General features: G+C 49.7%; 10 protein-coding genes. 7 read left to right on the forward strand and 3 right to left on the reverse strand.

Features of this window, described 5'->3' with window-relative positions:
* Positions 1 to 221 precede the first annotated feature (221 nt).
* On the reverse strand, positions 222 to 455 hold the full coding sequence (locus L3J94_03485; GenBank protein ID MCF6217817.1) for a cold shock domain-containing protein: 234 nt from the start codon (positions 453 to 455) through the stop codon (positions 222 to 224).
* Positions 456 to 691: 236 nt separating this feature from the next.
* Here L3J94_03485 and clpS point away from each other — a divergent pair, with 236 nt between their 5' ends.
* Positions 692 to 1,012 carry an ATP-dependent Clp protease adapter ClpS gene (gene clpS, locus L3J94_03490; protein MCF6217818.1) on the forward strand — a complete coding sequence of 107 codons (321 nt, stop codon included), beginning with the start codon at positions 692 to 694 and terminating at the stop codon, positions 1,010 to 1,012.
* A 24-nt stretch (positions 1,013 to 1,036) separates the two neighbouring features.
* Complete coding sequence (clpA, locus tag L3J94_03495) at positions 1,037 to 3,304, forward strand: ATP-dependent Clp protease ATP-binding subunit ClpA (protein ID MCF6217819.1); 2,268 nt, start codon at positions 1,037 to 1,039, stop codon at positions 3,302 to 3,304.
* Positions 3,305 to 3,396: 92 nt separating this feature from the next.
* Here clpA and infA read toward each other — a convergent pair whose 3' ends face one another.
* Complete coding sequence (infA, locus tag L3J94_03500; protein ID MCF6217820.1) at positions 3,397 to 3,615, reverse strand: translation initiation factor IF-1; 219 nt, start codon at positions 3,613 to 3,615, stop codon at positions 3,397 to 3,399.
* 355 nt (positions 3,616 to 3,970) lie between these two features.
* On the opposite strand from infA, the gene queD reads away from it, so the two are divergent.
* Both queD and folE2 read left to right on the forward strand, forming a co-directional pair.
* On the forward strand, positions 3,971 to 4,354 hold the full coding sequence (gene queD / locus L3J94_03505; protein ID MCF6217821.1) for a 6-carboxytetrahydropterin synthase QueD: 384 nt from the start codon (positions 3,971 to 3,973) through the stop codon (positions 4,352 to 4,354).
* A 2-nt stretch (positions 4,355 to 4,356) separates the two neighbouring features.
* A complete protein-coding gene (gene folE2, locus L3J94_03510; GenBank protein ID MCF6217822.1) occupies positions 4,357 to 5,157 on the forward strand; it encodes a GTP cyclohydrolase FolE2 in 801 nt (266 codons plus the stop codon).
* Between the two features lie 59 nt (positions 5,158 to 5,216).
* Here the strand turns inward: folE2 and L3J94_03515 are convergent, their stop codons facing one another.
* Positions 5,217 to 6,545: a DUF3422 domain-containing protein gene (locus L3J94_03515; protein ID MCF6217823.1), complete on the reverse strand. Its 1,329-nt coding sequence runs from the start codon at positions 6,543 to 6,545 to the stop codon at positions 5,217 to 5,219.
* A 574-nt stretch (positions 6,546 to 7,119) separates the two neighbouring features.
* Here L3J94_03515 and L3J94_03520 point away from each other — a divergent pair.
* Genes L3J94_03520 through L3J94_03530 form a run of 3 tightly spaced genes read left to right on the forward strand, consistent with a single transcriptional unit; the run spans position 7,120 to position 10,837 of the window.
* A complete protein-coding gene (locus L3J94_03520) occupies positions 7,120 to 8,127 on the forward strand; it encodes a Fe(3+) ABC transporter substrate-binding protein (protein ID MCF6217824.1) in 1,008 nt (335 codons plus the stop codon).
* Between the two features lie 27 nt (positions 8,128 to 8,154).
* On the forward strand, positions 8,155 to 9,798 hold the full coding sequence (locus L3J94_03525; GenBank protein MCF6217825.1) for an iron ABC transporter permease: 1,644 nt from the start codon (positions 8,155 to 8,157) through the stop codon (positions 9,796 to 9,798).
* On the forward strand, positions 9,785 to 10,837 hold the full coding sequence (locus L3J94_03530; protein ID MCF6217826.1) for an ABC transporter ATP-binding protein: 1,053 nt from the start codon (positions 9,785 to 9,787) through the stop codon (positions 10,835 to 10,837). The genes L3J94_03525 and L3J94_03530 overlap by 14 nt, the downstream gene beginning before the upstream one ends.
* The last annotated feature ends 150 nt before the right edge of the window (positions 10,838 to 10,987 follow it).

Below are 10,987 nucleotides of genomic sequence, written 5' to 3' on the forward strand. Positions count from 1 at the left end.
TATCTCTATTAATTCATGAACGCGCATTTGAGCACTTAATTCACCGCCTCTGCATTACAACGCGGGTCAATAGAGCGACTATTGCTGGCGATTTGTGCTTTGGTGCGATGAAATTTGGTACGCAATCTGTCATGTCCTGAATCAATAGAGGTTTCTTTGAAGCCTTTGCACGAAAGAGCGATTGCTGAAAAGGCCTCTATTTATGAATGCACCTTATCTCATTACGAGTCTAGTCGAGTCTCTTCTTCCTCTTCTGGCACGGTGATTTTAGTGGCCTGAAGCCCTTTTGGTCCTTCGGTATACTCAAATGCAACCTCCTGTCCCTGTTTGAGCGTGCGATAGCCGTCCATCTCAATAGTAGAGAAGTGTGCAAAAACATCCCCCGAGGTTTCTGCCCCCTCAATAAAACCATAACCCTTTGAATTGCTGAACCATTTAACGATGCCCGTGTCCATATACTTCAACCTCCTCATTACTCACATGTATAACAAAAAACAGAGTGACGGCTTATTGTTGTTTTTATTACCATCAGAACTAAATTTGGTACGGATGAGGTGAGTAGTCAAGTTTTTTTTGTGGAAAAATTGAGAGGGGCAGAGTGTGGGTGCAATGTTGAGCGCATGGTATACTACTTCTTTTTTTGTAACATCATGAATTATGGTTGATTGTCGAGATGAGAGGGCTTGGTGTAATGGCAGGAAATGATCAGTTCGATTTTGATGATGAGCTGGCGGTTGAAGAGGCTAAACCAGCACTGAAGCGTCCGCCAATGTATAAAGTTATTATTTTGAATGACGATTATACTCCCATGGACTTCGTGGTAGAGGTGCTTGAAAGTTTCTTCTATTTATCGCGTGAACAAGCCACCCAGGTGATGTTTCAAGTACATAATCAAGGGAAAGGTGTTTGTGGTATTTTTAGTCGCGATGTGGCCGAGACGAAAGTTGCTCAAGTGAATGATTTTTCGCAACAAAATCAGCACCCGCTGCTCTGCTTGATGGAAGCGGAGTAGATAAACTAAAGGTGGTATGTGGTTATGATTAGTAAAGAATTGGAACTCACCTTAAATCAGGCTTTTACAATGGCGCGGGAAGATCGGCATGAATTCATGACCGTTGAACACCTGCTGCTGGCACTGCTTGATAACGCTTCAGCAACCGCCGCTTTGAAGGCATGCAGCGCCAGCCTTGAGCAGCTGCGAATGGAGCTCAGCCTCTTTCTGAGTGAAACCAGCCCCTCCCTACCAGCCGATATTGAGCGAGAAATACAACCAACACTTGGCTTTCAGCGTGTTTTGCAACGTGCTGTCTTGCAGGTGCAAGCATCGGGGAGCAACGAAGTCTCTGGTGCAAATGTCCTGATTGCTATTTTTAGTGAGCAGGAGTCACAGGCGACCTATTTTTTGCATAAGCAGAGTGTTTCACGGCTTGATGTGTTGAATTACATCTCCCACGGCATCTCCAAAGTGCCGGGTGAAGAGGCTGAGGAGGTGGATCACCCCCGTGACGGTGTCGCCGAGGGTGAAAGTCAGCAGAGTCCGCTCGACAAATATGCGGTTAATCTTAACCGTAAAGCTATTCTGGGGAAAATTGACCCCGTCATTGGCCGTAAAGAAGAGCTGGATCGTGCCATTCAGGTGCTGTGTCGCCGCCGTAAAAACAACCCCCTATTGGTCGGTGAAGCAGGCGTGGGTAAAACGGCCATTGCCGAAGGCCTGGCAAAGATGATCGTGGATGGCGATAGCCCGGAGGTGTTGGCAGAAAGTACTATCTACTCTCTTGATATGGGGGCGCTTGTGGCCGGTACCAAGTATCGGGGAGACTTTGAAAAACGCTTGAAAGCTGTTGTTAACCAAGTTTCAAACGAAGAGGGTGCGGTGCTCTTTATTGATGAAATTCATACCATTATTGGTGCCGGTGCCGCCTCAGGTGGTGCTATGGATGCCTCAAATCTAATTAAACCTGCGCTGGCATCCGGTGAACTGAAATGTATCGGGTCGACCACCTATCAGGAGTATAAGGGGATTTTTGAAAAGGATCGTGCCTTAGCGCGTCGCTTCCAAAAAATTGATGTGCCCGAACCGACGATTGATCAAACCATTAAAATTCTTGAAGGTTTGAAGTCTCGCTTTGAAGAGCATCATGCCGTGCGCTATACCCACCAATCCCTGCGTACTGCGGTCGAGCTTTCAGCGCGTTATATCAATGACCGTTTTTTGCCCGATAAAGCGATAGATGTGATTGATGAAGCGGGTGCCAGTCAGTGGCTTAAGGCACCTTCGAAGCGTAAAAAGACCATTGGCGTGCATGAAGTGGAAGAGATTGTAGCGAAAATTGCGCGCATCCCCGCCAAGAGTGTTTCAAAGTCGGACAGAGAGACGTTACGCAATCTAGGGCGGGATCTCAAACTGCTTATTTATGGTCAAAATGATGCGATCGGCTCACTTGAAACGGCCATTAAAATGGCCCGCTCAGGCCTGGGGAATAAAGACAAACCCATCGGTTCGTTCTTGTTTGCAGGGCCAACCGGCGTGGGTAAAACCGAGGTAACCAAACAGCTAGCCTACTTAATGGGGATCGAACTAATCCGTTTCGATATGTCTGAGTATATGGAACGGCATACGGTCTCCCGGTTGATTGGCGCTCCACCCGGTTATGTGGGGTACGATCAGGGTGGGCTGTTAACCGATGCGGTGAGTAAACACCCCCATGCGGTCGTGCTGCTGGATGAGGTCGAGAAGGCGCATCCGGATGTCTTTAGCCTGCTTTTGCAAGTGATGGATCATGGCACTTTGACAGACAGCAATGGCCGCAAGGTAGATTTTCGCAACATCATTGTCGTGATGACCACCAATGCGGGGGCAGAGCAGCTGCAAAAAAGCTCGATGGGCTTTACCGAGCAGAGCCATGCCAGTGATGCGATGGAGGTGATCAAGCGAGCCTTTGCACCGGAGTTTCGCAACCGTCTGGATGCGATTGTGCAGTTCCAAGCGCTCGATATGCAGACCATACAGAATGTGGTCAATAAATTTTTGTTTGAACTCGAAGAGTTACTGCGGGCGAAAGGTGTCACACTGGATGTGGATAATAGCGCACGTAGCTGGCTTGCCAAACGTGGTTATGACCCGCTGATGGGTGCTAGGCCGATGGCCAGGTTGATTCAGGAAAACCTTAAAAAACCATTAGCGGAAGAGCTGCTGTTTGGCAAACTTGCGTCAGGTGGCAATGTTAAGGTTTCTGAAAAAGAGGGTGAAATTGTACTTCGCTGTATGGCGAAAAAGAAGGAACCCGCGAAAACTGAGTAGTCTGGTCAGCGGAGCGACTCTCTGCTCTTTTTGGATGGGTGATAGGGAAGAAAAGCCCCGCAACTTTGCTTGGTGTGCGGGGCGTTTGGTTGTTACCGGTTACGGAAAGTGATGCGACCTTTCGAAAGATCGTAAGGTGTGAGTTGTACCGTCACTTTGTCGCCTGTCAGGATGCGGATATAATTTTTACGCATCTTTCCAGAAATATGTGCCGTAACAACGTGGCCATTTTCTAGCTCTACGCGAAACATCGTGTTTGGCAGGGTATCAATTACCGTGCCTTCCATCTCAATATGATCTTCTCTTGGCATGGGGCCCTTTAACTTCTGTGGTTCAGTTGTCTATTCCGATTTGGCGCTCATAATGCCTATCTTTCCATTATAATTCAAAGAGTTTTTACTCATAATCGCTAAATAGCTGAATATTTCGGTTGTTTTAGCAGTGAAGGTGTTGCGATAACTTTTTGAAATTAATGCCTATTTACCACTCTTTTTCACTTGAAAGCACTCGCTACGGTAATCACGGTCACTTAGTCACTATTTTGGCTCCAGGGCTCTGAGCCGCTCTAGATTGTTGTTCTGTTGGTGGGTGGTGGGGTAGAATGGCCGGCTTCGTAAATCCAAGTATTTCTGATAGAATTGCTTGGTTATAAATGGGTGATAAAAAATGGCAGCTGTATATACATTAAAAGTGCTGGCTGGCTTCGGTTCGGCCCACTCATTACGTGACTATCCGGGGGATTGTGCACGTCTTCATGGCCATAACTGGAAGGTTGAAGTCGAGGTTGTCTCCCGTTCACTTAGTGAGCTGGGTATTGCGATTGATTTCAAGCGCATCAAACAGGTGGCGCGTGATATTTGCGGCGAGCTGGATCATCGTTACCTAAATGAAATTCCACCGTTTGATAAGATCAACCCAACGGCAGAGAATATTGCAGGTTATCTCTATGGGCGGATCGGTGAGCAGATCAATTCGGAGCATGTACAGGTAGATGCGATTACCCTGTGGGAAACTGATAACGCATCTGTGCGTTACACCGAGGAAAAGTAGGCATGAGTGATAAAACCATTGCGGATGTTCAAAATTCGGCTGATACCCGCCAGATTACAATTAATAAAGTGGGAATTAAAGATATTCGCCACCCCGTGAAAGTGGCTGACCGCAGTGAGGGTGAGCAGCACACCATCGCTGTGTTTAATATGTATGTGACCCTGCCGCATAACTTCAAAGGCACGCATATGTCGCGCTTTGTGGAGATTTTGAATAACAATGATCGTGAGATCAGCGTTGAGTCTTTCGATGTCATGTTAAAAGAGATGGCAGAAAAACTGGAAGCAGAAACAGGTCACATCGAGATGAACTTCCCCTACTTCATCAATAAAACAGCCCCTGAGTCGGGTGTGAAGAGCCTAATGGACTACCAGGTGACGCTGCTGGGCGAAATCAGTGGCGGAAAAACGGATACCACCATCAAAGTGGTGGTGCCCGTGACCAGTCTCTGCCCCTGTTCGAAGAAAATATCGGCTTATGGAGCGCACAACCAGCGCTCACATGTGACGGTGACCATTCGTACCTGTCAGTTTGTCTGGATTGAAGAGGTGATTGACTTGGTAGAAAAACAAGCCTCATGCGAGCTATATAGCCTGCTGAAGCGTCCTGATGAGAAGCATGTTACGGAGCGGGCATATGACAACCCTAAGTTTGTAGAGGATATGGTGCGTGATGTGGCGGCACAACTTAACGCAGATAGTCGGGTTGTCTCCTATGTGGTCGAGTCTGAAAACTTCGAGTCGATACACAACCACTCCGCTTATGCGTTGATAGAGCGGGATAAAAGCCAGCGTCAAAGCTAGCTCTTACGCCTAACTTGGTTAGAGCTATCGGTACTGGATAGCTCTAACAGCTACTCAGGTTAGTGCTTTATCGATTTCCGTAGTCGACGCATACCGTAAAAGACTGCCCCTGCTACAATTGGTATTGCAATGCCGATGCTCAACTCCACATTGATCGGCACGCCGGCTGATTTTAAACCTTTCAATCCATACCCCACAATGCCGAGTAGGTAGTAACTCAATACTACGATGGATAGCCCTTCAACGGTCTCTTGTAGCCGGAGTTGCAACTTGACGCGATTATCCATCGATTGCAGTAGATCACGGCTCTGCTCTTCCATAGAAATCTCTACACGGGTGCGCAGTAGTGAGGAGGCACGCGAGACATGATTGGACAGTGTCTCCAGGTGTTTTTGTACCGATGAGCAGGTTTGGATTGAGCCGGTAAGACGCTGATCCATGAACTCATGAAACATCTGCAAGCCCTGTATGCGGTTCTCACGCAACCGGGTTACCCGCTGTTTGACGATGTGGTGATAGGCCAGAGAGGCGTTAAACCGATTGGTTGTTTGCGCTGAAATGCGTTCGATTTCAGCAGCCAGCTGGGTGATTTCATCCAACAGCTTGCGCTCGTCTTCTAGGCAGTCCAGGGCATTATTATTGGAGGTGAGCTCGGCCAGGCGTTCGTCAAAGCTGGCCAGTATCGGAATATATTGTCGCGCCATTGAGACCGGGCGCATTGCCAGCATACGGTAAGTTTCAATCTCGATAAGACGCTGCACCATGCGACCGGCCTGGCGCGCGCGTAAATCCACATCATGAATTAAAATCCGCCCAAAGCCATCGGCGTGGATTTTGTTATCGGTCCAGACAATGGCTGCTCCCGCCGTCACTTCAGCACCCATTAGTGTATTGGCAGTGAACAGGTGAGCAAGCTCATCCAGACTGCGGTGAGGGCGCTCGTTGCTCTCAAGTGCAATATGGGTTGCTGCAATCACCTCACCCGGCAGCCCCTCTAGCCAGCTGCTAGGGACTTGGTCAATGGCATTCTCTACAAACGGCGTGTCGAAGGGTGCCTCTACAAAAAAGGTATAGTTCGAGAACTCGGTATGGCGCTCCCACTTAAAACGAAACGTACCCAATTTGACAGTGAAATGGGTAACCTCTTCGGGGGGGGGTGTCACGCTGTAGTGTTCGCACAGCTGCGTGATCATGCGGTGCTCATGGCGGGCCTCATCATCATCGATCAGCAGTGCAAGGTGAGAGGCATGGGTCGGTGCCTCCAGTAGCTCACAAGGCCCCATGTGCAGCTCGTTATGGAGCTTGAAGCGGGTGTGGTGTTCCATGATGCCCACTACCTTTTTCTGTAGTGGGGTGGTTTTGGCTATGGTTGCTGAGTCGTCTTTCATTTTGATTCAGAAATCCTTGTGAGTGGGCATGTGGTGCAGTTGGTTGTTGCTAGGAGGCTGTCGGACTGAGGGTGAATCTACTGCGGAAAAGCCATTCTGGCCCCTTTCTCCGATCCTTTTCGTTGAATATGCCCAATATTCGCCTCAAACGATCAAAAAAATGGACTCAAAATGGCTTTCTCTCGCTACGATCACCTAAATCCGATAGCCTACTAGGGAAGTTTTGATTCAGACAGCATAAAACCTTCATGGCATGTTCTGAGCTTTCCTAGCGAAGCATAGCATTACATCAATGGGGTATATCAATTGAAAATTCAATTGATCAACTGCAAATAATAACCCTCATCCCCCCGATCAGACACACGCATGCTGCACAAGCGCTTGATTCCACAGCAAAACAAAAAATAGCCGCCGAACCTGCGGGTGCGGCTAATATTTTTAGTTTCACTGTGAAACCAAACGCTTACACATCACCTCGTGTTTCTATCGGGGGATTAGGGAATAATATCTATTGTAATTGGTAATGAGAATGATTACTATTAATAAATTAACCGATCAATAGAGGGGGTATTAAATGAAGTGCAAGCAGTGGCTGGTATTGATAGCAGGTGTAGTGGCGATGTGGGTCTCATATAGCGCCTTGGCTTCTGATGAGGTGGTGGTCTATTCTGCGCGAAATGAGCAGCTCATCAAACCACTGTTTGATGCCTACACCAAAGAGACGGGTGTTGAGGTGAAGTTTGTTACCGGCAAGGCGGGTTCTTTGATGCAGCGACTTAAGGCGGAGGGGGAAAACACACCCGCCGATCTGTTGATCACTGTTGATGCAGGCAATCTGTGGCAGGCAGCTAACATGGGGCTGCTGCAAACAGTTTTGTCGGAAAAACTCAACAGCTCGATTCCAGAGTATCTGCGGGATCCCGAAAATCGCTGGTTTGGACTTTCGGTTCGGGCGCGCACCATCGTTTACAATACCGGTAAACTGAGTGACAGCGACTTATCCAGCTACGAAGATCTTGCTGATCCAAAATGGAGAGGAAAACTCTGTTTACGCACCTCCAAGAAAGTTTATAATCAGTCGCTGGTTGCGATGATGATTGCAGAGCATGGCAAACAGCAAACGGAATCTATCGTCAAAGGCTGGGTTGCCAACCTGGCGACTAAACCATTCTCCAGTGATACTAAAATGATGCAGGCGATTGCCGCCGGTCAGTGTGAGGTGGGCATTGGTAACACCTATTACTTTGGTCGCCTTGAAAACAAAGACCCGGCAATTCCACTTAAGCTCTTCTGGCCAAATCAACAGGGTAGTGGGGTGCATGTGAATATTTCAGGTGGTGGAGTTACCCGTTACGCGTCTAATGTAGACGGTGCCATCGCACTGCTGGAGTGGCTCGCCTCGGAGCGGGCACAAAATCTGTTTTCAGATTCAAATCATGAATACCCCGCCAATGCCGCAGTGAAACCCTCTGCTCAAGTAGCGGCCTGGGGAGCGTTCAAGGCAAACCCGCTGAACGTAGCGAAAGCGGGTGAGCTACAGGTAGAAGCGGTCAAGCTGATGGATCGTGCCGGATATAAATAACAGAGGTGGTGGGCGAGTGCAGCAACAATGAATAGGGGCGTGTCTGGGGTTAAGTTATGGGGCACTCGTCTCTTTAGTCAGGGCTGGCGTTTGTCGGCACTGGCGATTTCTCTGGTGGTATTAACTCCGGTAGTGGTCATTCTCTGGTCACTGTTTAGCCCCGATTTAGCCGTATGGCAACACTTGAAAATCCACCTTTTGTGGGAGCTGACCAGCAACACCTTCTGGCTGGTGCTGGGTACCGCCAGCGGTACGCTGGTGCTGGGTGTGGCGTTGGCATGGCTGACAGCGGTTTGTGAGTTTCCCGGGCGAAAAATATTCTCTTGGGCGTTAATGTTGCCCCTGGCGGTTCCCGCCTATGTAACTGCATTTGTCATGGTTGGCATTCTCGATTTTACCGGCCCACTACAGACATGGATGCGTGCCGCTGGCATCGAGTGGCAGCCGCCAGAAATTCGCTCACTGGGCGGTGTAATCCTGGTTATGGTGCTGGCGTTCTACCCCTACGTTTACCTGATCGCCCGTAACGCCTTTGCTACTCAGGGAAAGCGCGCATTGGAAGCGGCGCAGTCACTAGGCTATAGCCCACGAGCAGGCTTCTTTTGGGTGGCGCTGCCGATGGCAAGGCCGTGGATTATTGGCGGTGTGATGCTGGTAATTATGGAGACACTGGCCGATTTCGGCACTGTTTCGGTCTTTAACTACGATACTTTTACCACCGGCATCTACAAAGCGTGGTTTGATATGTACTCGCTACAAGCCGCATCTCAACTCGCCTCAATACTGGTTATTTTTGTCTTCATAATTGTACTGCTAGAGCAGCAGGCACGAGCCAGAATGCGTTACACCACCGTAGGTAAAACCGCAGGCAAGCAAGAGCGCATACAGTTGATGGGGTGGAGTCGCCTCGCCGCCGTCGCCTTGGCAAGTGGCGTGGTGCTATTCGCATTTATTATTCCAATGATTCAACTGCTGATCTGGGTCAGTGAGGTGGCAATGGATGACCTGGATAGTCGTTACTTTGAATTCCTGTGGCACTCACTACTGCTCGCGGCGATGGCGGCACTGCTGGTGGTGAGTGCCAGCGTGATACTGGCGGTAGCCAATCGCTACTATTCAGATCTTGGCACCCGCATCATGGTGCGGGTGGCAACACTGGGCTACGCACTGCCCGGGCCGGTGCTGGCAGTGGGAGCCTTCATACCGATTGCATGGCTGGATAATCAATTGCGTGACAGCCTGCACACACTGTTTGGTTACGATGGCGGTCTATTGCTGCAAGGCACAATGGTTACCCTGCTGGTGGCGCTCTGCATTCGCTTTATGGCAGTAGGGTTTAGCGCCGTAGATGGCAACTTGCAACGTATTACGCGCTCAGTTGATGAGTCTGCCCACAGCCTAGGCAGCAGTGGCTTGGTGCTGCTCAGGCGGGTGCACTTGCCGATACTGCGCGGAGGAATATTCACCGCCATGACACTGGTATTTGTAGATGTTATGAAAGAGATGCCCATCACCCTGATGACTCGCCCCTTTGGTTGGGATACCCTCGCGGTACGGGTTTTTGAAATGACCGCCGAAGGTGAGTGGGAACGTGCCGCACTCCCTTCCGTTGCCATCGTACTCGCAGGACTCATTCCGATAATTTTGATGAATCGCCATGCCCAACACTGATCAACTGCTCGAACTCAACAACATCACACAGCGCTACGGGGAAACCACCGTCGTGCAAGCGATGAGCCTCTCACTGAAACGAGGGGAGATCGGCTGCTTGCTGGGACCATCCGGCTGCGGAAAAACCACAGTACTGCGTTGCATTGCCGGCTTCGAAACAGTACAAGATGGCAATATCACCCTTTCGGGCAAACAGATTGCCGGAAGTGGCCAGCACCTAGCAGCAGAAAAAAGACGCATCGGCATGGTTTTCCAAGACTATGCACTCTTTCCGCACCTGAGTGCCGCAGAAAATATCGCCTTTGGACTGCAAGGCGAATCTCGGCACGAAAAACAGCAGCGCGTCACCGAGATGCTCGCACTGATCGACATGCCACAATGCGGCGAACTTTACCCCCACGAACTCTCTGGTGGGCAGCAGCAGCGCATCGCCCTAGCACGCGCCTTGGCACCACGCCCCAGCCTGCTGTTAATGGACGAGCCCTTCTCGAACCTGGATGTCACACTGCGCGAACGGCTCTGCCTCGACGTGCGCGATATTCTCAAACAAGAGCAAGCCACCGCCATCCTGGTAACCCACGACCAACAAGAGGCGTTCATGGTAGCCGATGTGATCGGAGTCATGAACGAAGGGCGCATTCAGCAGTGGGATAGCGCGTACAACCTCTACCACCGCCCCAAAAACCGCTTTGTCGCAAACTTCATTGGTGAAGGCGTCTTTCTCCCCGGAAAAGTAGTCGACAGCGAGCGGGTGGAAATAGAGCTAGGGGTTATCGACGGCGAATTTGATGCCCCCTGTTGTGCTGACTGTGGTGTTGACGTATTACTCCGGCCCGATGATGTACTTCATGATGACCACAGCTCACTGCAAGCGGTGGTAAAGGCAAAAGCATTCCGGGGTGCACAAATCCTCTACACCCTGGAGCTACCCACCGGTTCAGAGATCCTCTCACTGGTGCCCAGCCACCACAACCACCCCATCGGCGAACCGATTGGCATTCGCCTTGATACCGATCATGTGATTACCTTTCGTATCTAGCCTAGTACTCTTTCAATGTGATATTGCCTAGTGTTAAAATTCCTTCTCATGGTTGGTCAATATCTTGTTGAGGGTGCTCATGAAAAAGAAATACATCATTCGGTTATCAGAAGAAGAACGCCAGAATTTAACGAGTCTGGTTCGCAAAGG

The organism is Gammaproteobacteria bacterium, from assembly GCA_021647245.1.
Lineage (GTDB): Bacteria > Pseudomonadota > Gammaproteobacteria > RBG-16-57-12 > RBG-16-57-12 > JAFLJP01.

What these genes read in the sequence shown, in the direction of transcription:
- L3J94_03485 (MCF6217817.1), bottom strand. Translation starts at nt 455, where the DNA reads ATGGACACGGGCATCGTTAAATGGTTCAGCAATTCAAAGGGTTATGGT.
- clpS (MCF6217818.1), top strand. Translation starts at nt 692, where the DNA reads ATGGCAGGAAATGATCAGTTCGATTTTGATGATGAGCTGGCGGTTGAA.
- clpA (MCF6217819.1), top strand. Translation starts at nt 1,037, where the DNA reads ATGATTAGTAAAGAATTGGAACTCACCTTAAATCAGGCTTTTACAATG.
- infA (MCF6217820.1), bottom strand. Translation starts at nt 3,615, where the DNA reads ATGCCAAGAGAAGATCATATTGAGATGGAAGGCACGGTAATTGATACC.
- queD (MCF6217821.1), top strand. Translation starts at nt 3,971, where the DNA reads ATGGCAGCTGTATATACATTAAAAGTGCTGGCTGGCTTCGGTTCGGCC.
- folE2 (MCF6217822.1), top strand. Translation starts at nt 4,357, where the DNA reads ATGAGTGATAAAACCATTGCGGATGTTCAAAATTCGGCTGATACCCGC.
- L3J94_03515 (MCF6217823.1), bottom strand. Translation starts at nt 6,545, where the DNA reads ATGAAAGACGACTCAGCAACCATAGCCAAAACCACCCCACTACAGAAA.
- L3J94_03520 (MCF6217824.1), top strand. Translation starts at nt 7,120, where the DNA reads ATGAAGTGCAAGCAGTGGCTGGTATTGATAGCAGGTGTAGTGGCGATG.
- L3J94_03525 (MCF6217825.1), top strand. Translation starts at nt 8,155, where the DNA reads ATGAATAGGGGCGTGTCTGGGGTTAAGTTATGGGGCACTCGTCTCTTT.
- L3J94_03530 (MCF6217826.1), top strand. Translation starts at nt 9,785, where the DNA reads ATGCCCAACACTGATCAACTGCTCGAACTCAACAACATCACACAGCGC.